22 protein-coding genes are annotated in these 20689 nt (G+C 57.8%); 4 read left to right on the top strand and 18 right to left on the bottom strand.

Going from position 1 to position 20689, the window contains the following annotated elements; genetic code table 11:
- Positions 1 to 13: 13 nt before the first annotated feature.
- The 6 genes from DT594_RS04410 to aroC form a co-directional block, all read right to left on the bottom strand.
- The gene (locus DT594_RS04410) at positions 14 to 580 is read right to left on the bottom strand and encodes a histidine phosphatase family protein (RefSeq protein ID WP_149331533.1); all 567 of its coding nucleotides are present in this window, start codon (positions 578 to 580) and stop codon (positions 14 to 16) included.
- Between the two features lie 28 nt (positions 581 to 608).
- Positions 609 to 1370, bottom strand: a complete 762-nt coding sequence (locus tag DT594_RS04405; RefSeq protein ID WP_149331532.1) for an SDR family oxidoreductase — start codon at positions 1368 to 1370, stop codon at positions 609 to 611.
- Complete coding sequence (locus DT594_RS04400) at positions 1371 to 1562, bottom strand: PLDc N-terminal domain-containing protein (RefSeq protein ID WP_096345831.1); 192 nt, start codon at positions 1560 to 1562, stop codon at positions 1371 to 1373.
- Positions 1563 to 1617: 55 nt separating this feature from the next.
- On the bottom strand, positions 1618 to 2157 hold the full coding sequence (locus tag DT594_RS04395) for a cupin domain-containing protein (RefSeq protein WP_149331531.1): 540 nt from the start codon (positions 2155 to 2157) through the stop codon (positions 1618 to 1620).
- A gap of 64 nt (positions 2158 to 2221) precedes the next feature.
- The gene (locus DT594_RS04390; RefSeq protein ID WP_149331530.1) at positions 2222 to 3394 is read right to left on the bottom strand and encodes an MFS transporter; all 1173 of its coding nucleotides are present in this window, start codon (positions 3392 to 3394) and stop codon (positions 2222 to 2224) included.
- Positions 3395 to 3420: 26 nt separating this feature from the next.
- Positions 3421 to 4512 carry a chorismate synthase gene (aroC, locus tag DT594_RS04385; RefSeq protein ID WP_149331529.1) on the bottom strand — a complete coding sequence of 364 codons (1092 nt, stop codon included), beginning with the start codon at positions 4510 to 4512 and terminating at the stop codon, positions 3421 to 3423.
- Positions 4513 to 4626: 114 nt separating this feature from the next.
- On the opposite strand from aroC, the gene DT594_RS04380 reads away from it, so the two are divergent.
- Positions 4627 to 5397, top strand: coding sequence for a sulfite exporter TauE/SafE family protein (locus DT594_RS04380; protein WP_149331528.1), 771 nt, complete (start codon positions 4627 to 4629; stop codon positions 5395 to 5397).
- Positions 5398 to 5482: 85 nt separating this feature from the next.
- Positions 5483 to 6268 carry a hypothetical protein gene (locus tag DT594_RS04375; protein WP_149331527.1) on the top strand — a complete coding sequence of 262 codons (786 nt, stop codon included), beginning with the start codon at positions 5483 to 5485 and terminating at the stop codon, positions 6266 to 6268.
- Between the two features lie 40 nt (positions 6269 to 6308).
- On the opposite strand, the gene prmB is transcribed toward DT594_RS04375, so the two are convergent.
- Positions 6309 to 7223: a 50S ribosomal protein L3 N(5)-glutamine methyltransferase gene (gene prmB / locus DT594_RS04370; protein ID WP_149331526.1), complete on the bottom strand. Its 915-nt coding sequence runs from the start codon at positions 7221 to 7223 to the stop codon at positions 6309 to 6311.
- Positions 7224 to 7344: 121 nt separating this feature from the next.
- Here prmB and DT594_RS04365 point away from each other — a divergent pair, with 121 nt between their 5' ends.
- Positions 7345 to 7917 (top strand): Smr/MutS family protein, encoded by a 573-nt coding sequence (locus DT594_RS04365; protein ID WP_149331525.1) that lies wholly within the window; start codon positions 7345 to 7347, stop codon positions 7915 to 7917.
- Between the two features lie 4 nt (positions 7918 to 7921).
- On the opposite strand, the gene DT594_RS04360 is transcribed toward DT594_RS04365, so the two are convergent.
- The 4 genes from DT594_RS04360 to DT594_RS04345 form a co-directional block, all read right to left on the bottom strand.
- The gene (locus DT594_RS04360) at positions 7922 to 8683 is read right to left on the bottom strand and encodes an SDR family oxidoreductase (RefSeq protein ID WP_149331524.1); all 762 of its coding nucleotides are present in this window, start codon (positions 8681 to 8683) and stop codon (positions 7922 to 7924) included.
- Between the two features lie 87 nt (positions 8684 to 8770).
- Positions 8771 to 9889 (bottom strand): tRNA 2-selenouridine(34) synthase MnmH, encoded by a 1119-nt coding sequence (gene mnmH, locus DT594_RS04355; RefSeq protein WP_149331523.1) that lies wholly within the window; start codon positions 9887 to 9889, stop codon positions 8771 to 8773.
- Positions 9889 to 10926 (bottom strand): selenide, water dikinase SelD, encoded by a 1038-nt coding sequence (selD, locus tag DT594_RS04350; RefSeq protein ID WP_149331522.1) that lies wholly within the window; start codon positions 10924 to 10926, stop codon positions 9889 to 9891. The genes mnmH and selD overlap by 1 nt, the downstream gene beginning before the upstream one ends.
- A 51-nt stretch (positions 10927 to 10977) precedes the next feature.
- Complete coding sequence (locus tag DT594_RS04345) at positions 10978 to 12000, bottom strand: patatin-like phospholipase family protein (protein ID WP_149331521.1); 1023 nt, start codon at positions 11998 to 12000, stop codon at positions 10978 to 10980.
- A gap of 88 nt (positions 12001 to 12088) precedes the next feature.
- Between DT594_RS04345 and DT594_RS04340 the strand changes: the two genes are divergently transcribed.
- A complete protein-coding gene (locus tag DT594_RS04340; RefSeq protein WP_178091412.1) occupies positions 12089 to 14524 on the top strand; it encodes a penicillin acylase family protein in 2436 nt (811 codons plus the stop codon).
- A gap of 15 nt (positions 14525 to 14539) precedes the next feature.
- Here the strand turns inward: DT594_RS04340 and DT594_RS04335 are convergent, their stop codons facing one another.
- From DT594_RS04335 to DT594_RS04305, 7 genes are all read right to left on the bottom strand, one after another.
- Complete coding sequence (locus DT594_RS04335) at positions 14540 to 15364, bottom strand: DUF4892 domain-containing protein (protein WP_149331519.1); 825 nt, start codon at positions 15362 to 15364, stop codon at positions 14540 to 14542.
- 152 nt (positions 15365 to 15516) lie between these two features.
- Positions 15517 to 16380 (bottom strand): alpha/beta fold hydrolase, encoded by an 864-nt coding sequence (locus tag DT594_RS04330; RefSeq protein WP_149331518.1) that lies wholly within the window; start codon positions 16378 to 16380, stop codon positions 15517 to 15519.
- A 124-nt stretch (positions 16381 to 16504) separates the two neighbouring features.
- Complete coding sequence (locus tag DT594_RS04325; protein WP_149331517.1) at positions 16505 to 16930, bottom strand: hotdog fold thioesterase; 426 nt, start codon at positions 16928 to 16930, stop codon at positions 16505 to 16507.
- 28 nt (positions 16931 to 16958) lie between these two features.
- On the bottom strand, positions 16959 to 18641 hold the full coding sequence (locus DT594_RS04320; RefSeq protein ID WP_149331516.1) for an AMP-binding protein: 1683 nt from the start codon (positions 18639 to 18641) through the stop codon (positions 16959 to 16961).
- A gap of 173 nt (positions 18642 to 18814) precedes the next feature.
- A complete protein-coding gene (gene sixA / locus DT594_RS04315) occupies positions 18815 to 19285 on the bottom strand; it encodes a phosphohistidine phosphatase SixA (RefSeq protein WP_149331515.1) in 471 nt (156 codons plus the stop codon).
- Positions 19282 to 19596 carry a DUF4389 domain-containing protein gene (locus tag DT594_RS04310; protein WP_149331514.1) on the bottom strand — a complete coding sequence of 105 codons (315 nt, stop codon included), beginning with the start codon at positions 19594 to 19596 and terminating at the stop codon, positions 19282 to 19284. Before DT594_RS04310 ends, sixA begins: the two co-directional genes overlap by 4 nt.
- Positions 19596 to 20642, bottom strand: coding sequence for an NAD(P)H-dependent glycerol-3-phosphate dehydrogenase (locus DT594_RS04305; protein ID WP_149331513.1), 1047 nt, complete (start codon positions 20640 to 20642; stop codon positions 19596 to 19598). The genes DT594_RS04310 and DT594_RS04305 overlap by 1 nt, the downstream gene beginning before the upstream one ends.
- Positions 20643 to 20689: the final 47 nt, after the last annotated feature.

Below are 20689 nucleotides of genomic sequence, written 5' to 3'. Positions count from 1 at the left end.
ATACCAGCGCCGGCTAATACTCCGGCGCTGGCACTCTGGCGAGTAGCGTTGGCCGGTCACTCAAAGGCAGGGCTAGCAACAACGCTTCACCAGAGCCCGGAAACTCACCGGTCAAGGCCGTAATATTCACCTGATGACTGACCATGATGACCGGTTCGCCTGCAGGCAGCGCAGCGATAAAGCGGCGCAATGATTGCATTTGTTCCTGAGCGTTCGCTCGATCCTGAAAAAACGAATCCAGTTCTGGCAATAGCTGCACTTGTCCCAGCTTGAAGCCTTCTGCGGTATCGACTGCCCGGCACCAACGGCTGGTATACACGGTAGCGGAACCCAGCCCCTGCTTGCGCAGGTAATCACCCCAGCGTCTAGACTCCTCCCTTCCCTGCGCATTCAGATTCCGCTGCGTGGCGCAGTCGTTCAGGCTGAAGTTATCGGGATCTCCGATACCCGGTGCGTAGGCATGCCGCAGGATAACCATCGCCCTGCCCTCGCGCACCGCATCCCAGGCCGAGGGGTCGGCCAATAACAGCCCCGAGCTCCCTAAAGCCAGGGCAAAAAGGCAGCAACGAATCAAGAACATGGGGGCTAACCGGAGAGGGATAGAAACTTTATTCTACGTAAATCATCTGGCGCGTCATCCCGCCATCTGCAACAAGATTTTGCCCGGTCACAAATCCTGCTGCTGGCCCCAGCAAAAACACCACCAAAGCACCGATATCACGAGGTTGGCCAACACGCCCTACTGCGTGTTGTTGATGGTCGACCGCGCGTAAGGGGTCGCTTTGTTGCTGGGCATTGTCACGCGTATCTATCCAGCCCGGACTTACTGCGTTAACCCTGATGGTCGGCCCCAAGCTAACAGCCAATGCGTGCGTCAGCGCGACCAAGCCACCTTTACTGGCCGCGTATGCCTCGGTATGCGCTTCAGACTGTACTGCTCGCGTGGAAGCTATATTGACGATTGCACCCCCGCTTTCACGTAGCATGGGGATACAGTGCTTGGCTACCAGAAACGCACCAGTGAGATTGGTCCCCAACTTGCGATTCCACGCCTCCAGGCTCAGTTGTTCGATCGGCCCATTGTCCGGGTCAGCCATACCGGCATTATTGACCAGACCATCAAGCTGGCCGAAATCACCTTCAATACGTTCGATGCAGGCCATCACGCTCGCCTCATCGCTCACATCCATAGGGATGAATTCAACCGTACCCAGCCGAGCCAGCTTTTCTGCCGCGGCCTGACCCGCGGGCTCGTCTACATCGGTGAGAACTACCGACCAGCCTGCACGCAGCAGGCTGGCGGCAATGCCTTTACCTATCCCTCTGGCGGCACCGGTAACCAGTGCCACAGGAAGATTTTCAGACTCCATTCAAACCTTTCCACCGCGCGGGCCGGCAAAGAACCAGATAATCAGGCCGACTACCGGAAGCAGCAGTACCAACACCACCCACAACACCTTGGCGCCAGTGCTGGCATTACTCTGCACGATATTGATGATCGCCCAGATATCCAGAATCAGAATAACCAGACCAAGAAAGCCGTTACCGACGCTCACATTCATATAAAGCTCCTTTTACAATGGGTCTTTACTATAGCTCAAGCGCGCACCCAACGTTTTACAATTCAAGCACCTGATAACGGCTGGCAATATCATTACCGGTTAGCTCCGCGATCAGCGCTTGCTGCGTCGCAGCCGCATGAATCACCAGGCTGGGCTGTCCGGCGCTGGGAACAAACCAATGGGCCAGACGCGCAGGGAGTGTCAGCAAATCACCCTGACGACAGCTCAACACCAGCAGTTGGCGATCCTGATGCAGACAGACGACACCCGCGCCCCTCACCTGCAGCCGTGCTGTAGCTTGCTCGAAACACTGCTCATCTGCGTGCGGCGCTTCATCTGCATAACCCGGTAGCGCTTCCATTCTCTGTACTCGCAAACAGGGCAAGGGGCCCGCTGTTTGACTGTCAGCCAATACCGGTTCAAAGGCCGAGGTAATGGTCTGATCAGAATCATCTTGCCCTAGAGTAGGCAGCGGTTGCAGGCGCTCAAGGCGCACACCCATGCCAGCCAGCAGCGGCTCAATATCCTCGGAATGGGTCAGGACTTTGCCTGGTAGCTGGAGCTGGTCGTGATCATAGACAGCGAGGATATTCATCCTGGACGTCGCCTGTTATTTGGAATGTAAGGGCAGTATAAAGGCCCTGGCTAGCAGCGGACAGTCAGCTGAAAGTATGACCTCGAGCCTGCTCAATGTCGGCCGAGGGCAAACAGCGCAGTAACACGATCGCGGCAAGCAGAGCTGCCAGACCACCAACGGTGAAGGTCCAGAAGGCGCCAATAGTATTCCAGCTATAACCGGCATATAGCGCGCCGAGAGCTCCCCCCATACCTGACAATGTCGCGTAAAGCGCCTGGCCCTGGCCTTGCAAGCGGTCGTTGAAGCTGCGTTGAATAAAATGGATTGCCGCTACGTGGAAACAACCAAAAGTCGCCGCGTGCAACAGCTGGGCAAACAGCAATGCAATGAGATACTCGGCCAAGGACCCCAGTACCAACCAGCGTATGGCGGCGAGCAGCAAGCTGGTGACCAATAGCTGTTTTAGGGTGAAGCGCGATAGCACCTTGGCCATGACCAGAAACAGCAGAATTTCTGCGATCACACCAAGGGCCCAGAGCAACCCAATCACGCTGCGGCTGTAGCCAAGGGCTTCAAGATGCAGTGTCAGAAACGTGTAGTAAGGCCCGTGAGAGAACTGCATCAGACCAGCGCAAAGAAAAAACGCCAGCACGCCGGGTCGGCGCAACACCCGCAAAAAGCCTTCGGTATGTACCCCTGTGTGATTCGGCTTGGTTACGGGCGCCGCAGGCACCGTCAGGCTGCAGAAGAAAATGGCCAGCATGATACCGAGCATGACGACCGGATATACATCCAGACTGAGGATCTGCAGCAGCCAGCCCAAGCCGACTACGGTCGCGATGAATCCAACCGAGCCCCACAATCGCACCATGGTGTAGCGCGACGATTGGGCGCCCAGATGACTCAAGGTAATGGCTTCGAACTGCGGTAACACGGCGTGCCAGAAAAAGCTGTGCAGCGCCATGATCATTGCCAACCAGAGGTAATCCTGGCGATAAAATATTCCGGTGAATGCCAGCGCGGTAAACAAGGCTCCCAAGCGTACGATCGTCAAACGCCGCCCGGTTACATCACCCAGCCAGCCCCACAAATTGGGTGCCAGGCAACGCATCAGCATCGGGATGGCCACCAGTTCGCCAATCCGCGCTGCGTTGTAACCCAGATGACTGAAATACAGCGCAAGAAAGGGTGCTACGCCGCCAAGCAAGGCGAAGTAGGCGAAGTAGAAACCGGAGAGGCGCCAATAAGGCAGCATCAACGCCTCAATCTAAACCCGGCAGCTCACAGCTGGCCGAGTATCGGAGTAGTGACGGTGACATCGGCGTTCTGCGCGCGATGGCGCAGCAGATGGTCCATCAGTACCATAGCCATCATCGCCTCGGCAATCGGTGTGGCGCGTATGCCCACACAGGGATCATGTCGACCCTTGGTGATCACATCCACCGGATTGCCGTTGACGTCAATCGAGCGACCAGGCGTGGTGATACTGGAGGTGGGTTTGAGCGCAAGATGCGCAACAATAGGCTGACCCGAGGAAATACCCCCGAGTACACCGCCGGCATTATTACTGGTGAAACCTTCTGGAGTCAGCTCATCACGGTGCTCCGTGCCCAAATGCGCCACCGACGCAAAACCGGCACCAATCTCGACGCCCTTGACTGCATTGATGCTCATCAGCGCGTAAGCCAATTCGGCATCCAGACGATCAAATACCGGCTCACCCAGACCTGGCGGCACCCCTTCTGCGACCACGGTAATCTTCGCCCCGACCGAGTTCTGGTCGCGGCGCAGTTGATCCATATAGGCTTCAAGCTCCGGCACCTTGTCAGGATCAGCGCTGAAAAACGCGTTGTTTGCTACCGCATCCCAGCTTTTAAATGGGATCTCGATCGGCCCCAGCTGGCTCATGTAGCCGCGAATGACAATGCCCTGCCCTTCCAGATACTTGCGCGCGATCGCACCTGCCGCTACGCGCATGGCTGTTTCCCGGGCGGAGGAGCGGCCACCGCCACGGTAGTCGCGCACACCGTATTTGTGGTGATAGGTGTAATCGGCATGCGCTGGGCGGAAGGTATCCTTGATCGCCGAGTAATCCTTGGATTTCTGATCGGTATTGCGAATCAGCAGACCAATCGGGCAGCCGGTGGTTTTACCCTCGAACACACCGGTGAGAATTTCCACCTCGTCCGGCTCCTGACGCTGAGTGGTGTGCCGGCTGGTGCCGGGCTTGCGCCGATCCAGGTCGCGCTGCAGATCGCTGGCGTCCAGCGCCAACCCCGGCGGGCACCCATCGACAATAGCCACCAGCGCCGGGCCATGGCTTTCACCAGCAGTGGTCACGGTAAAAAGAGTGCCTAGGGTATTTCCGGACATGCGCGCAACCTGATGTCTTGTGAGCGAAGCTGACAAGTATACCGTTCCCTCTCGACAGGTGACAGCCTGGCAGCAGGCCGCTAGGCTATGCGTTTTCTCCTGACGGACGCATTCATGCAGGCAGTACTGGAGCTTGTGTTGCCCACCGGTGTCCCCGGCCTGGTGATCGTACTGTTGATCATTTCCTCGATATTGACCTCGGCGCTCACTGCCTCCATGGGTATCGGTGGCGGCGTGTTGCTGCTGGCGATCATGGCGTTGGTCATGCCCCCGGCAGCCATTATTCCCGTTCACGGTATGGTGCAATTCGGCTCCAACGCCAACCGCGCGCTAATGACCATCCGACATATCAATTGGCGTGTCATTCTCTGGTTCTTGCCCGGCGTGATTATCGGCGCATGGCTGGCGAGTCTGTTTCTGGTCGACCTGCCGCTGCCCCTGGTGCAGCTATGGATCGCTGGCTTTATCCTGTTGCTGTGCTGGGGGCCGGCGATTCCGAAGGTGGCTACCGGGCGGGCCGGCACCATGATTGCCGCGACCTTCACCACCTTCGTAAGCCTGTTTGTGGGTGCGACCGGGCCACTGGTCGCCGCCTTCATCAAGCAGCAACAGGAAGGTGAAAGGCTGTCTACCGTCGCTACCTTTGCCGCGGCGATGAGCCTGCAACATGCGCCCAAGGCAATCGTCTACGGCGCGGCCGGTTTCGTGTTCGGCGAATGGCTGGGGCTGATACTGTTGATGATCGCAGCAGGCGCCTTGGGTACCTGGGCGGGTTTGCACCTGCTCAAGCGCATCAGTGACCAGCGCTTCGGCCTCATCTTCAACCTGCTATTGACGCTATTGGCCCTGCGCCTGATCTGGCAAGCAGCCAGTAGCTGGTGGTGACCAAGGCAGATTTTCATTGCAGAATCCCGATTAACGGCCGATAAATACCCTCATAACCCATTGCCCACTGTTGTTCGGAATGCCGATGAATCAAGTCACCTCTTCAGAGCAGGACAACAACGAGCAGAAAATCGTTACTGCGCCGCGCGACCCTTTCGCCCGCGCCCGGCCTACCGACGTTTACTGGATACAGCTCAAACCCATCTATAAAGGCCGGCAGATCGCCCATGCCGAACGCTTGGCCCGGGTCACGCTTATCCAGGAACGTGCGGCTCATCTGGAGTTATTCCGCCTCAGGGTCAATACCGATGGCGAAAACAAAACCGATGATACCAACCTGCTGGAAGTGCTGGTTGACCACAAGAACCGCCGCGTGCGCTTTGGCCCACTTGAGCAGGTACGCATGCAACCTGCTCAACGCGGCCTGGGCGGCTACTTACTGGCCCAGCTTATCGAGTGGTGCCAGCGCAGTTGCGGCGACTACTCGATCACACCGATCATATTGCACGCGGAGGAAGTCAGCAGCGAAGAAAGCCGGCTGATTCGGGAAAAGTTGTTGCTGCGTGCCGGATTTGATCTGAGCTATTCGAACGAGGAGCGCACTGCAGGGCGCGCCCAGGCCAACCGGGTCAGTAGCTTGATCAGTAGCTGGAATACTGAAAAAGTCGCCGCGATCCAAATCAGCGATATTCTCAACCAGTTGCGCGAGCAGGAACAGTTGAACCGCAAGCAACAGGCGCAGCTTTCACAGTTCCAGCGGGTGATAGACAACTTCAAGAACAATGAAATGAATCAGCGCTTCGCCATCGGCTGTCTGATCGTGTTCGCGATATTTCAAGCGCTGATGCTGCTTTGGGTGGTCATGAGCTGAGATGAGCTGAATTTTTTTCAGCTCATCTCAGCTCCGCGCTTCAGCTCAGGTGGGAGGCAAACAGGCCCTGATACTCCCGGCATTGCCTGGCGCTGAGTACAAACACGCCATGCCCGCCCTGGCTGAATGTCACCCATTCGAAATCCACTTCAGGCCACTCCGCCATCACATGCACCATGCTATTGCCGACCTCTATCACCAGTAAGCCCTGCTCGGTCAAATGATCTGCAGCCTGCGCGAGCATCCTGCGTACCAGATCCAGGCCATCCAGACCGGCCGCCAGGCCCATTTCCGGCTCGTGCATGTACTCGTCAGGTAACTCGGCCATATCCTCGGCATCGACATAGGGCGGGTTACTGACGATCAGGTCAAATCGCTCGCCAGGCATGCCTTCAAAACCATCCGACCAGCGTGCTTCTACGCGGCCCTGTAATTGATGGGCATCGATATTCAGCTCGGCGACCGCCAGCGCATCGGCGGACAGATCGGCCAGCAGCACTTCAGCTTCGGGGAAGGCATAAGCGCAGGCGATACCAATGCAGCCACTGCCCGTGCACAGATCGAGGATCCGTGTCGGCTCCGCCTCAAGCCAGGGTTGGAAGCGTTGGGCGATCAGCTCGGCTATCGGCGAACGCGGCACCAATACTCGCTCATCGACGATAAAGTCCAAACCGGCAAACCTGGCCTGCCCGGTCAGGTATGCCGCTGGAATGCGCTGTTCTATCCGCCGTTGCAGCAGCGCCAGGGTCAACTGGCGCTCGCTTTCGGTTACTTGGCACGCCATATACTCTTCGGGCGTTTCCCATGGCAGATACAGCGCATGCAATACCAGCAGCCGGGCTTCGTCCCAGGCGTTATCCGAGCCGTGGCCAAAAAACACCCCGTCTTCATGAAAGCGGCTGACACCCCAGCGCACCAGGTCGCGGATAGTGGTGAGGGCGGTGTGCTCGGTCATGACGATGCCTCCAGAGGGCTTAAACAGCTCGATCGCGGGTTGCTGACAAGCGCTCATTCTAACCTGCATGGGCTTGGAAACTACTGATACACTTGCCTTTTTATCACGCAGAATGACTACCATGAGCCACGACCCGAGCGAACCGGACGATCTGGAACTTTTCCGCCAGGCTACCCAAGGGGCCAGGCGCATCAAGGTAGACCAGGCCGACACCGGCAAAGCCCGCACCGACCGCACGCGAATCAAGACCCTGCGCCAGGGCGCCGTGCAGCCGACCAATCGCGTTCGCGTGGACGGCATGTCGGATCAGTTCGTGATTGATGTGCTGCCCGAGGAAGAGCTCATCTGGGCAGCAAACGGCGTTCAGGAAAGCCAGCTACGCAAATTGAAAAGCGGCCAGATCCCCTTTGAAGGTTCGATTGACCTGCATGGCCTGACGGTGGAAAAGGCCCGGGAACTGCTTTGGGCCTTTCTCGCGGAAGCGAACAAAATGGAGGTGCGCTGCGTACGGGTCACACATGGCAAGGCCCAGCGTAAAGACGGTCGCAGCCCGATCATCAAAAGCCACGTGAACACCTGGTTGCGTCAACACAGCCAGGTGCTGGGCTTTACCTCTTGCCTGCCCCGCCACGGCGGCACCGGCTCCGTTTATATTCTGCTCAAACGGGTAATGATGGAGGGGCGGGACGACTAAGGGTCTAGATGCAGGTGGCGCCGCCGTCTACTGGCAAGGCGATACCGGTGGTGAAACCTGCGCCTTCGGAGCACAGATAGAGCACCGCAGCAGCAATTTCCTCGGCTTTGCCAATGCGCCCAACCGGGTGCATTGCGGCAGCGAACTCGGCTTTACGCGGGTCAATGGCTGCGGCGCGACGGAACATTTCGGTATCGATCACGGCCGGGCATACCGCATTGATGCGAATCGATTTCTTCGCGTACTCCACTGCGGCCGAACGAGTCAAACCCAGCACCGCGTGCTTGCTAGCGGCGTAGATACTCATTTTAGGTGCAGCGCCCAGCGCTGCCACGGAAGCGGTATTGACGATCGCGCCGCCGCCTTGCTTGAGCATCAAGGGTATCTGGAAACGCATGCACTGCCACACGCCCTTGACGTTAACGTCCATGATGGCATCGAACACATCTTCATTGCCGTCCGCCAGCTTGTCCTGCTCGATCTCGATACCCGCGTTGTTGAACGCGCAATCCAATCGGCCGTAGTGGGCGATCACCGCATCCATCAACGCCTTGACCTCATCAGCCTTGGCCACGTTGCAAGCAACAAACACCGCATCACCACCCTTGGCCTTGATTCCTTCAACGACCGCCTGACCGGCGGCTTCGCTGATGTCGGACACCACCACCTTGGCTCCCTGAGCAGCAAAAGCCTCCGCTGTGGCTTGGCCAATACCTGCCGCGCCCCCGGTGACCAATGCAACTTTACCGGCAAATGTAGTGCTCATAGTGTCTCGACTCCTGACAGAATTGGTTGAACTGGCAGGATAGTACCAGCAGCAAACGTCACAATCCGACTGAATCAGCTATGTTGTTCACGCTTTATACTGATTATCTATGGCTTGTTGCTGCAGAAATTCGACCACTGCCTGCTGATCACCGCTGAACACCACCCGTTCGTCCTTGCCTGAGCGTTGATAGGCATACATCGGATCGTAGTAATGCGTCAGCAAGCCCTCGATCCATGCCCGGTGATCATGCACCTCTCCAGTTGAACGCTGAACCTCGAGCGCGTCCTGCATGATAGCCTGCAGACTCTGGTAACGCTCACCGCCAAGTCGCTTGCGGATGCGTAATAGCCCGCCGGTGAGGTGTTCTGAGAAGGCATTGAACGCGATTTCGGGCTGATCTGGATGCAGCAGGGCAAATTCGGCATGCATATCGATCACATAGTCGCCGAGAATCCGCCCGACGCGATTGTCGAAGCTGTCCTCCAGCCAGATCAGTGGCGCGGTTTGCATGGTCTGGTACAGCTCCAGCGGCACTGTGCAGCTTCCGACCATCCGCCCTTCGTCCTCAAGCACCAGCTGCCCATGCCCAGCTTCTCTCACGCGTAACGCTTCGATGGCCAAGGCGTTCTCGAAATCGATCTGCACCGGCTGCGCGGTGGCATGGCGGCCGAAACTCGAACCACGATGATGGGCATGCCCTTCCAGATCCAGACTATTGCCCAGCGCATGGATCACTTCAGTTTTGCCAGTACCGGTCAGGCCCGCGACAATATGCATGGGGCAACTCTGTATGGTCGATTCCATACTATCAATCAAGTAGCGCCGCATGGCCTTGTAACCGCCGACTACCCGCGGATAGTCAATCCCCGCCTCGGCCAACCACTGCTGGACTATCTGTGAACGCAGCCCGCCGCGAAAGCAATAAAGGTATCCTTCGGGGTGCTTGCGCGCGAAATCTGCCCATTGGGCGATACGCTGCTCCTTGATATCGCCACAGACCAGGCGGTTACCCAGGTCGATCGCCGCCTGCTGGCCGGAATGCTTGTAGCAAGTACCCACCTGTCGACGTTCATCATCGTTCATCAACGGGCGGTTAATCGCTGCAGGAAAGGCACCCTTGTTGAACTCCACCGGCGCGCGGACATCCATCAACGGCACCGCGTTGAGAAACAGCTGCCGATAGTCCTGACTATTTTCGCGCATCAAACGACCTCGACGCAGGGACCCGCGTCCGCCGCCAGACATTCGCCAATCGCCTGCAGCTGATAGCCCTCTGCGGCGGCCATGGCCAGAAACTCGGCTTCCGCCTGAGGATCTACCGCCACCAGGAGCCCGCCACTGGTTTGCGGGTCACAAAGCAAGTTACGCCAAGCCTGTGGCATCTCGGCGACCTTCGCGCCGTAGCTGTCGAAGTTGCGCCCCGAGCCGCCCGGCACACAACCCTGACCGAGGTAATACTCGACACTGGCCAACCGCGGCACCAGCCTTTCCTCTATGCGCGCCTTGACCCCGGAGCCCTCAGCCATCTCCACCAGATGCCCGAGCAGACCAAAACCGGTGACGTCGGTCATCGCCTGCACGCCTTCCAGGGTCGCAAAGCGCGCACCGACGCTGTTCAACTGGCACATCAGGTCGCGCGCCACACCGGCATCTTCCGGGCGCAATTTTTTCTGTTTTTCTGCGGTAGTCAGAATGCCAATACCCAAGGGTTTGGTCAGGAACAGGCGCGCACCAGGCCGTGCGCTATCATTGCGCTTGAGCTGGCTGCGTTTCAGCTGGCCGGTCACGGCCAGACCGAATATCGGCTCGGGGGCGTCAATCGAGTGCCCACCGGCCAACGGCATGCCCGCGGCAGTACAGACCGAGCGCGCTCCGGCGATCACCTGACCGGCCAGTTCGGCCGGCAGCAGATTGATTGGCCAGCCGAGAATCGCGATAGCCATCATCGGGCTGCCACCCATGGCGTAGATATCGCTGATCGCATTGGTCGCGGCGATTCTGCCGAAATCGAAGGCGTCGTCAACAATCGGCATAAAGAAATCGGTGGTGCTGACAATGCCCTGTTCGGCATCCAGACCAAATACCGCCGCATCGTCACGACTCGCGTTGCCTACCCACAACTGTGGAAAATCGGGACCTGGCTGACCCACAGCAAGAATCTCATCCAGCACCTTTGGCGAAATCTTGCAGCCACAACCGGCACCATGGCTGAACTCGGTCAGACGTATATTTTCACTCATCCCGCTCTCCCGCTATGACATAAGCCGGAGATTTTAGCATGCTGTCTGCCTTCAGCGCTTGAGCCCCTCGTGGCGATCAAGGGTGTCGCTGGCAACCATACGACCCAACTCGATCAGTTCAGGGGCCTTGTGAAACTCGAAGAAGCGGCAAAGACGCTTGGGTACTTCTATCAACACGTCAGGCGGGTAGCCGGCGATCTTGTATTGGGTCAACGAGGCCTGCATAGCTTCAAATGACAGGTTCACCAGCTCCAGCAAACTTGCAGGCCCGACCGGGACTTCCGCCACCTTGGCTGGGGGCTCTGGTTCATTGCGGTCAATCTGCGGTAATTTATCGGATGCCGGTGACGGTTCTTCCGGTGATTCGTCCTCCGGCAAAAAGGCCATTTGATCGGACAAAGCGCCCTGCTCGTCTATTTCCCGACGAGCCAACCAATTGCGTACATTCAAGGTACCGGTCCATTGATCCCATTGACGGCGGATGGGTGCCGGGCGCTCCACCACCGGCAGGGTGTAGCCGGCACAGTGGGTGGCGTTCAGGTTGACTGCCATGATCAGATCACAATGGGCCGAGACCACCGGCACAATCGGCAAGGGATTCAGCAAACCACCGTCGACCAGCACCCGGCCGCCCTGGCGTACCGGCGAAAACAGGCTGGGTATCGCGGCCGAGGCGCGCATGGCTTGATGCAGGCAACCCTGCTGAAACCAGACTTCCTGTTGATTGGTCAGATCGGTAGCCACTGCAGTAAAGGGAATCGGCAGGTCCTCGATATTCACCTCGCCGATGATCTCGCGAATACGCCCGAATACCCGCTCCCCGCGAATCGCACCCAGATTGCCGAAGCCCACATCCAACAAACGCAATACATCCAGATAGGCCAATCCCGATACCCATTCGCGGTAGGCCTCCAGTCCTCCAGCAGCATAAATACCCCCGACCACGGCGCCCATAGAGCAACCGGCGATGCAGTCAATCTTGTAACCCCGACGTTCGATTTCTTCGATTACGCCAATATGCGCATAACCTCTGGCGCCACCACTTCCCAATACCAATGCAACCCGTTGGGACATGCTTCCCCCTGCAAAATAATCTCGATTGACGGCGGATGACTGTCTGAGCATCATGCGCGGACATCTTCCAATAGCGTTAAGGTTACCCGTGATCAATACCCGTGTGCTGATTTCTTTGAAGTGGGCTTTTGCTGTGCTGCTGCTGGTGGCTGTGCTGGGTACATTGGGAGCCTGGGCCCTCTATAATGCAGAACCACAGCGCGATGGGCAGCTCGATCTGCCAGGGCTGCAAAAGCCCGTTTCAGTCTTCTACGACGCCTGGGGCGTACCGCATATCGATGCGCGCAATGATCACGACGCCTACCTTGCGCTGGGTTATTTGCATGCCCAGGACCGGCTGTTCCAGATGGACATGCTGCGGCGCATAGGCGCGGGACGCCTGTCCGAACTCTATGGCCAGGAAACCTTTGAAACCGACCGGTTTTTTCGCTCTCTGGGCATAAGCCGCTTTGCTCGGCAATATGCCGAACGGCTGGAACAGCAGTCCGAAGAGCCGCACGTCAAACTGATCCACGCTTACCAAGCCGGCATCAACTCCTACATAGAGAGCGGCAAAACACCTCTGGAATACCGCTTGCTGCTGGCTCGACCAGACTATTTTGATGCCGCCGACATCGCGCATGTCATGGGCTATATGGCCTATTCCTTTGCCGAGGCGTTCAAGACCGATGCGTTGATGGATAACATCAGGGGCAATCTCGGCGAGCGCCACGCCCGTGATCTGGTCCCCAGCTGGCCGGATAGCATGCCGCCGCGCAGGGCCGTGGACAGCGAGGTAACCGGCCTGCTCGACCCGCTGCTGAAGCAGATCGTCAAAGCCGAGCAGCAAGTGCCCGCAGGACAGTTTCTCGGCAGCAACGCCTGGACGGTCAATGGCAAGCGTAGCCTGAGCGGTTCGCCGCTACTGGCCAACGATCCGCATATCGGTTACTCAGCGCCTGCGGTGTGGTTTGAAGCGCACCTGCGTACCCCTGAGCACGAAGTCTACGGCCACTTTCTTGCCGGCATCCCCTTCCCTTTGCTGGGCCAGACGCGTCGGCACGCCTGGGGGCTGACGATGCTGATGAATGACGAAGTGGATTTCTACCGCGAGCGGGTCAACCCCGATAACCCCGATCAAGTACGCGCGGGCGACAGCGGCTGGCAGGACCTGACCATACATGAAGAAGTTATCAAGGTTCGCGGACAAGAAGATCGCCTGCTGCGCATGCGCAGTTCGCGACATGGGCCGATCATCAATGATCCAGCACCGGGGGTCGCATTGGACGCTGAAACCGCGGCGCGGCCGCCAGTCAGCCTGTTCTGGAGTTTCCTCAACATCGACAATGACGCCGCGCAGGCGTTTTATGGACTGGCCCGCGCCAAGAGCATGGATGAGTTTGAACAGGCTGCAGCGCTCCACAGTTCTCCCGGGCTCAACCTGATTTATGCCGACGTCGAAGATAACATCGCCATGTGGGCGATCGGCCGGCTCAAGCGCTGGCCAAACAGCAACAACAGCTACTCGCTGCTCAGCGGCTCCAGTGGCCGGGACGATTTTCTCGGCTATCAGCCGTTCAGCGCCAATCCGCGCATTATCAACCCTTCTTCAGGGCATATTTTCAGTGCCAATAATCCTTATACCGAAGCCGGCCGACGACGCATCATGCCTGGCTATTACGCCCCCAGCGAGCGCGCCGAACGTCTGGCAGAGTTGCTGAACAACGAAGAGCAGTTCGACCTGTCGCAGTTCAAGGACATGCAACTGGATACGCGCAAGCCGCAGGCATTGGCGATGCTGGATGATGCGCTGCCCTTGCTGGACCATCAGTTGTTAAGCAAGGACCTGCGTGCACCGGCGGCCCGAGCGGCTGAGATACTCAGCGAATGGAATGGCACCTTCACCCGTGAGCAGGTTGGCGCAACGCTGTTTCAGCGCTGGCAGGACCATCTAATGCAGGCGCTGTTTGCCGATGAACTGGGCGAGCAGTTTGACGTTTTCCGCAATACTGATCTGGCCGAAAAAAGCCTGTACAGCCTGTACTGGAAGCCATCCTCCCCCTGGTGGGATAACCGACTCCAACCGATCATGGACGGTCGCCAGGCGGCCATTGAACAAGCCTGGGTAAAGACGATCGAGTCGCTGACAGACGAGCTGGGCATCGAGCCAGACAGCTGGAGCTGGAGCCGAGTTACCCGCCTGCAGCATGAACATGCGTTAAGCGAGCGCCTACCGGTGGGGCGGTTTTTCGACAGCCGGGTTGCCGCCGTTGACGGCGGACCAGAAAGCCTTAACAGCATGACCTTCGATACAGGTGTGGGGATCTACCAGATCAAAGCGGGGCCTTCGACCCGCCGCCTGATTGATCTGGCGGACCTGGATCGCAGTTTGGGCATCAATCCGATGGGGCAATCTGGCAATCCGTTAGACCCGCATTATCGTGACCAGAACGAGCTATTCAATCAGGGGCGGTATCGCAGCCAGCTGTTCGACTGGCAGGCGATTCAGGCTCTGCCGGATCAGGTCACCTTACGGCCGCGATGAGTCGGCGTTTATGGGTCAGAGCTTGATGATCAAAATGGCGTCTTGGGGAAGTGCTTCGCCCACTTCCAGGCGCTGGCTACGTATTCCCAGTTCCACCAGTTGCCGGGTTACCGCAGGCGCCTGATCACCGTTGACCGATATCCGCAGACGGGTATCGGAACGCAGCATGCGATTGATCAAATTGACCCAGGCCTGCGCTGTTTCTGGATCCGCGGCATGGTTTGCCGGAATCACCAGTTGGCCCTCCGCATGCAACAATTTGAGCATAGTAGCGGGCGTGGGGTAGAGCGTTTCAGCCACCGGCTGTTCGGGAGTGAACTGTTCAACATGCAGGTACACCCGCCGGTTGCCGCGGGTAATCGCATACAAGCTGACAAATCGTTGTGGTTCGCTATCCAACTGCATGACCAGATAGGCCTGATTATCTTCCGGGCCATACAACGTCGAGTTGTTCAACACCTGATTCGCCCACAAGCTGCTACTGCCACACTCCCGGCCCTGGCAGAAAAACAGCATGCTGCCTGGCTGAGCCAACAATTGCTCCTTGGCATGTTCAAATGCTTCATGGCGATCATGTGGGTCGGGTATCCGATAGGTGGCACGGATGAGCTCGCCCATGGTGCGTACTTCACGCTCCGCACGTAGCTGATTGTTGATGCGCCGAATACTGCCCATCACCACCGCATGATCGACAGCCGCTTCGCTGGAAGAATCCACCAGCGTTGCACCAGGAAAGGCGCTCAGTAGAAGGCGCTCTGACAGATCATCTGCGGCCGCAGGCCGGGCCAGCACACAAAGCAAGAGGCCAGCAAAACCCAGGGTGGGTAGAAAAAAGGGCATTCAATCTCCTGTTGGCACCCTCAGAACGGGGCACATGGGACCATACACTACTCAGCAGCATTATATTGGTAAGGTGCTCTCCCCTGACCTCTGATGGATGCTGTAGTCCAAGCCGCTGCTGGTACTGATCATTTGCGTCTGACGGTTCAGGGTCAAGTCAGCTTTCTGAAAAAACTGTCAAATATCGTTGCGACTTCCGAAGCTGGTTCCTCAAGATGCAGGTGATGCCCCCCGTCCAATTGATGCAACTCGATATTCTGAAAGCGTTCGATACGGTCCAGCACTTGAGGGTGTTTATGCATTACGCCCTGGTTGGCCAGTACCAGGCAGGTCGGCGAAGTGATGGCCTCGATAAACGCCACAGCATGGTTGCTGGTGAAGCGCATGGGTGAAGGCAGCATGAGTTGCGGATCGGTGCGCCAGGTCCAGCCGCCGTTGTCCGGCATCAACCCGCGCTCCACGAGTATCTTCACCGCCTCATTGCTGATATCCGTATTGCTGCCCTTGGCCCGCGCTTGAATGGCTTTGTCGACACTGTCGTAAACCGGTTTGCGCTTGCTCTCCAGTGCCAGGCTGGCAGCGAAGAAACGCGCCATCTGTTTGGGTGCATCTTCGGCTTCGGAGGTAAATGGCAGCAGGCCATCGATCAGGCAGGCACCCATGATCCGCTCAGGCAGGCTGCCGGCCAGCACCCCACTGATAATCGCGCCCATGGAATGGCCAAGCAACGCAAAGCGTTTCCAACCCAGATTCTCGGCTACCTGCAGTACGGTCGCGGCTTGTTGCCACAGGCTGTAGCCAGCCGCTGGCATATGCCCGGACAACCCGTGACCCGGTAGGTCGAGCGCTACCAGGTGCACATCATTCAGCAACGGCGCGATACGGTCAAAGGTGGCAGCATTATCCAGCCATCCATGCAAACCGATCACCGGCAAGCCGTCTGGGTTGCCCCATACCTTGGCAGCAACCTCTAGCGACGGCAGTGAAAATCGAACTTCGTGACTACTCACGCTCATGACAGAATCCTATGGGTGGGATACAGAAAATCGCAGCCTGGACCGCAGTACCGGCGGGCAATCTATGCCACCACTGGATGCGAGACAAGTAATGCAGAGCCCATGAATGACCCGGCATAAGGCCTTATCTGACCGGCACCACAGCCATCGTCAACCGAGCAATACAGGTCAGTTGGTCCGCGGCATTGTGCAGCCGAATATCCCATACGTGAGTGGTACGCCCCAGATGGATCGGCTTGGCTAGGGCTGTCACGCGGCCACTGCGTACCGCCTTGAGGTGATTGGCATTGACTTCCAGGCCCACGCAATACGATGTGCTGTTGTCGATGCAGAGATAGGATGCGGTACTGCCCAGCGACTCTGCCAGCACCACCGACGCCCCTCCATGCAATATGCCGTAGGGCTGATGGGTGCGCGCATCCACTGGCATACTGGCGCTGATCCAATCATCACCCACGTCCTCAAAGCGGATATCGAGCAACGAGTTGATATGCTCGCCGGGTTTGTTGAGCTCTTCAAGATCGACTTTCTGGTGCCAGATTGCGGCCATTCTTCCTCCTAGATACTGATGCGTTAGCTTACTGGCCTTGCCAGAGCACCCGGTGCCCACTCACCGACCATAATTCGAACTGGTCCTGGTAGGTCGCCTCCACCACATTGCGCTTGATCTTCAAGGTCGGCGTCATAAAGCCATTCTCTATTGTCCAGTTATCCTCCACGATCACCAGGCAACTGAGCTGTTCATGACGTTCAACTTTTGCATTAACATCGTCCAGCAACACGCTGAAATCCTTGGACAACTGCTCACGATTGCTTTGCGCTTCCTGCTGACCAGCCTCGGACAATTGCACCAACGCCAAGGGTTGTCCGAGGTTATTCCCGACCACACAGACCTGCTCAACGCGGCTGTGCGCAGCGAGCAGATTTTCGATCGGCGCCGGTGCCACGTACTTGCCTTTGGAGGTCTTGAAAATGTCCTTGATGCGCCCGGTCAGGCGCAGAAAGCCTTCGTTATCGATCTCGCCTACGTCACCGGTGCGCAGGAATCCGTCTTCGGTAAGGGTTTCTGCGGTTTTCTCGGGCTCTTTAAAATAGCCCAGCATGGTCGCATTGCTACGTACCTGCAGCTCGCCTTCTGCCGAAAGACGACTTTCCACGCCAGGATTGGGCAACCCGATCCAACCTGGCTTGACCCGGCTGGGCCGCCCCAGATGCGAATAACCGCAGTTTTCGGTCATGCCGTATACCTCGGCAATGCTCAAGCCAAGACGCCGGTACCACGCCAGCGTGGTGTCGGCGACTGGCGCGGCACCGCACACAGCATAACGAATCTGATCAAGCCCCAGGCCGGTGAGCACCTTACGCGCCATTAGCCGCCCAATTACCGGTATTTTCAACAGCTTATCCAACAAAGCTGCGGGAATTTTACTGATAACCCCCATATGGAATTTGACCCAGATACGCGGCACGCCAAAGAACACGGTGGGTCGAGCGCGCTGCATATCGCGCTGGAAGCTATCCAGGGTATCGGCGAAAAATACGGTCTCCCCCGCCAACAGCGAAGCCACCTCGACAAACTGGCGTTCGGCAACGTGACATAGCGGGAGATAGGACATCAACCGGTCGGCGTCGCTGATATTGAACAAACGCAGGCAATTGTTGGCAGAAAAATACATGCTGGCAAAACTGAGCATGACGCCTTTGGGCATCCCGGTAGTGCCGGAGGTATAGATGATTGTTGCCAGTTGCTCTGGATCAGGTAATGGCTCACCTTGCATGGGGTCATTGGCTTGCAGCAACGACTGCCAACTGAGCAATTGTGGGTCCTCCGGCGCCAGCGGCAACCCGAGCATGGGCAGGTTTGGCGGCATACCAGGACGCATGCTTTGCCAATCATCAAGCTTACCGATAAACACCGCTCGCGCTTCTGAGTGTTCAAGAATCTGGCGCGCCGAATCGGCGGTCAGGTTCGGGTACAGCGGAACGGAGACATGCCCTGCCATCCAGATCGCCAGGTCTGCGATTATCCAGTGCGCGCAGTTCTTCGAGACCAAGGCAATATGACTGTGCTCGGGAAAATCCAGGCTGCGCAAGTAAGCCGCCACCCGTCGAGCCTGATCACCAGCCTGCCCCCAACTGATCTCTTCGACCTGCCCGTCGGGCAAAGGCTGGACCAGATAGATTTTCTCCGGATGCTTTGCCTCTCGCTGGTAGAAGGCTTCCAGCGCAGATGACACGGTCAGCCTGACCTGATCTCCCATGACGGCACCTCGGTTCTGATTGTTTTTTTATGAGATAAGCTGCACTGCAATACCTACTGGTAAAGTTGCTCACCCGTATGAATGAACACTATCCCATCTAGCTACACCCTCGACAAGATAGAAGAAGCACGTAATAAAGGGCATATCGGCCGCCCCGTGTACTGGTTGCGTGATCAGTTAAGCAGATCGGCCGGACTGCTCAGGAGCCGCAGTTGACCCAGACCGGCAGCGGGGAAGTCCAGTTCGATGCACGCCAGTCCGGCTGTTGGCATCGGGTAGTGCCCGGCCCGATGGCCCTCGACCAGCAGGCTGATCAACTGACTGACCAAGGGTTGGTGGCTGACCAGCAACAAGTTCTGTTCAGCGCGCTCAGCAAGGAAATCCAGCACCCGACGCGGGTCATCGTCCGGGGTCAGCCAGGCCACGGTAGCCACGCCACGGCGTAGTTGTATCTGCTGCTGGACAATCTGAGCTGTTTGCTGGGCGCGCAGGTAAGGGCTGGCCAGAACGGCATCCAGGGACTGGCCAGCTAATTGCGCCGCCATCACCTGCACCTCTTCACGACCTTCGTCGGTCAATGCTCGCAACTCATCGCTGGGCGCCAACCCTTGCGCCTGACCATGACGCAGAATCCAGATCTTCATATTTTCTCGGCGGGCGCTTCGGAGACAGGTGCCGCGGCATTGTCCGTTGGCCATTCCATGAACGGCCAGGGTTTCTGCTCCGACGCGCCGGTAACGTAGCGTCCGATCTGTGCGGCGTAAGCCGACAGGCTACTGCCGAACTCAGCCAGCCTGGGGTCAGCCTTCGCAGTGAACACTCGATAGCCGATCTGGAGTATCACCACCGCTATCAACAGCAACTCCGTAACCTGCCAGGCGAGCGCCAAGAGCAAGGTATAGAGCAGGCGCAGCCAGAAATCGGCCGAGCCGACGGATTGATTCAGTTTACTCATCAAGGTTTCTCCTGCACCGCTGTAGTGGACATGAACGCGGCAAACTCCACATCGTGCTTCTGTTCAGCGCTCATCAGGCGACTGATAACCGCTGCCAGCGGCTGCTGTTCGAACAGGATTGCATGCAAGCCCGCTACCAGCGGCATGTAAACGCCCTCTTCCTCAGACTTCTGCCGCAATACCCGCAACGTATTAACGCCTTCGGCCACTTGCCCCAACTGGGCAACCGCCTCCTCCAGCGTTTTACCCTGCCCCAGCGCGAATCCCACCTGGTAATTGCGCGACAGCGGTGACATGCAGGTCACAATCAGATCGCCTACTCCAGCCAAGCCCAGGAAGGTCAGCGGATTGGCACCCATATGCACGGCGAAGCGACTCATTTCCGCCAACGAACGGGTAATCAACATGCTCCGGGTGTTCTCGCCCATACCCATCGCGGCTGCCATGCCGGAAATGATCGCATAGACGTTTTTCAATGCACCGCCCAGTTCTACGCCGTATCGATCCTGACTGGCATACACGCGCAAGCGCTTGCTGCCCAGCACGCCCTGCACCTCGGAACAGAGCGCCTGGTCATCGCTCGCTACCACAGTGGCGGTCAATTCACCGGCAGCCATCTCCTTGGCCAGATTGGGGCCGGAGAGCACCGCAACGCGGGCCTCTGGCGCTTCCTCAGCGGCGATGTCGCTCATCATCAGGAAGCCCGGCTGCTCGATACCCTTGGTGGTACTGATCACGCCCTTGCCGGCCAGAGCCGGTCCGATGTCCTTGAGCACCGAGCGAAAAGCGCTGCTGGGGATGGCTAGAAACACCAGCTCGGCATTAGCCACTGCCGTTTGCATATCAGTGCTCACCGTCAGCCGCGGATCAAGCTTGAAACCCGGCATGTAGCGACGATTCTCGTGCAGCCGGTTGATTTCCTCGGCTACCTTTTCATCCCGCAGCCACAAGGTGACAGGTACACCTTCTGCGGCCATCAGTCCTGCCAGTGTCGTGCCGAAACTACCGCCACCCAGTATGCAGACAGGCGTCTTGTGATCGGTCATCTGAGATCCTTGGAACAGTGATTGATGGGCGCAGTATAAATCGTGCT

It is taken from the genome of Halopseudomonas laoshanensis, from assembly GCF_008365385.1.
In the GTDB taxonomy this organism is placed as follows: Bacteria; Pseudomonadota; Gammaproteobacteria; order Pseudomonadales; family Pseudomonadaceae; genus Halopseudomonas; species Halopseudomonas laoshanensis.
The sequence above is the reverse complement of the archived record's forward strand: the minus strand, read 5'-3'. Positions and strand labels throughout refer to the sequence as shown.

Excerpts from the sequence above, each read along its gene's own strand:
- DT594_RS04405 (WP_149331532.1), bottom strand. The coding sequence starts at position 1,370 with ATGGAGTCTGAAAATCTTCCTGTGGCACTGGTTACCGGTGCCGCCAGA.
- DT594_RS04365 (WP_149331525.1), top strand. The coding sequence starts at position 7,345 with ATGAGCCACGACCCGAGCGAACCGGACGATCTGGAACTTTTCCGCCAG.
- DT594_RS04335 (WP_149331519.1), bottom strand. The coding sequence starts at position 15,364 with ATGCCCTTTTTTCTACCCACCCTGGGTTTTGCTGGCCTCTTGCTTTGT.
- aroC (WP_149331529.1), bottom strand. The coding sequence starts at position 4,512 with ATGTCCGGAAATACCCTAGGCACTCTTTTTACCGTGACCACTGCTGGT.
- DT594_RS04325 (WP_149331517.1), bottom strand. The coding sequence starts at position 16,930 with ATGGCCGCAATCTGGCACCAGAAAGTCGATCTTGAAGAGCTCAACAAA.
- selD (WP_149331522.1), bottom strand. The coding sequence starts at position 10,926 with ATGAGTGAAAATATACGTCTGACCGAGTTCAGCCATGGTGCCGGTTGT.
- DT594_RS04390 (WP_149331530.1), bottom strand. The coding sequence starts at position 3,394 with ATGCTGCCTTATTGGCGCCTCTCCGGTTTCTACTTCGCCTACTTCGCC.
- DT594_RS04305 (WP_149331513.1), bottom strand. The coding sequence starts at position 20,642 with ATGACCGATCACAAGACGCCTGTCTGCATACTGGGTGGCGGTAGTTTC.
- sixA (WP_149331515.1), bottom strand. The coding sequence starts at position 19,285 with ATGAAGATCTGGATTCTGCGTCATGGTCAGGCGCAAGGGTTGGCGCCC.
- DT594_RS04330 (WP_149331518.1), bottom strand. The coding sequence starts at position 16,380 with ATGAGCGTGAGTAGTCACGAAGTTCGATTTTCACTGCCGTCGCTAGAG.
- DT594_RS04310 (WP_149331514.1), bottom strand. The coding sequence starts at position 19,596 with ATGAGTAAACTGAATCAATCCGTCGGCTCGGCCGATTTCTGGCTGCGC.
- DT594_RS04360 (WP_149331524.1), bottom strand. The coding sequence starts at position 8,683 with ATGAGCACTACATTTGCCGGTAAAGTTGCATTGGTCACCGGGGGCGCG.
- DT594_RS04400 (WP_096345831.1), bottom strand. The coding sequence starts at position 1,562 with ATGAATGTGAGCGTCGGTAACGGCTTTCTTGGTCTGGTTATTCTGATT.
- DT594_RS04320 (WP_149331516.1), bottom strand. The coding sequence starts at position 18,641 with ATGGGAGATCAGGTCAGGCTGACCGTGTCATCTGCGCTGGAAGCCTTC.
- DT594_RS04345 (WP_149331521.1), bottom strand. The coding sequence starts at position 12,000 with ATGTCCCAACGGGTTGCATTGGTATTGGGAAGTGGTGGCGCCAGAGGT.
- DT594_RS04410 (WP_149331533.1), bottom strand. The coding sequence starts at position 580 with ATGTTCTTGATTCGTTGCTGCCTTTTTGCCCTGGCTTTAGGGAGCTCG.
- DT594_RS04375 (WP_149331527.1), top strand. The coding sequence starts at position 5,483 with ATGAATCAAGTCACCTCTTCAGAGCAGGACAACAACGAGCAGAAAATC.
- mnmH (WP_149331523.1), bottom strand. The coding sequence starts at position 9,889 with ATGCGCGAAAATAGTCAGGACTATCGGCAGCTGTTTCTCAACGCGGTG.
- DT594_RS04395 (WP_149331531.1), bottom strand. The coding sequence starts at position 2,157 with ATGAATATCCTCGCTGTCTATGATCACGACCAGCTCCAGCTACCAGGC.
- DT594_RS04380 (WP_149331528.1), top strand. The coding sequence starts at position 4,627 with ATGCAGGCAGTACTGGAGCTTGTGTTGCCCACCGGTGTCCCCGGCCTG.
- prmB (WP_149331526.1), bottom strand. The coding sequence starts at position 7,223 with ATGACCGAGCACACCGCCCTCACCACTATCCGCGACCTGGTGCGCTGG.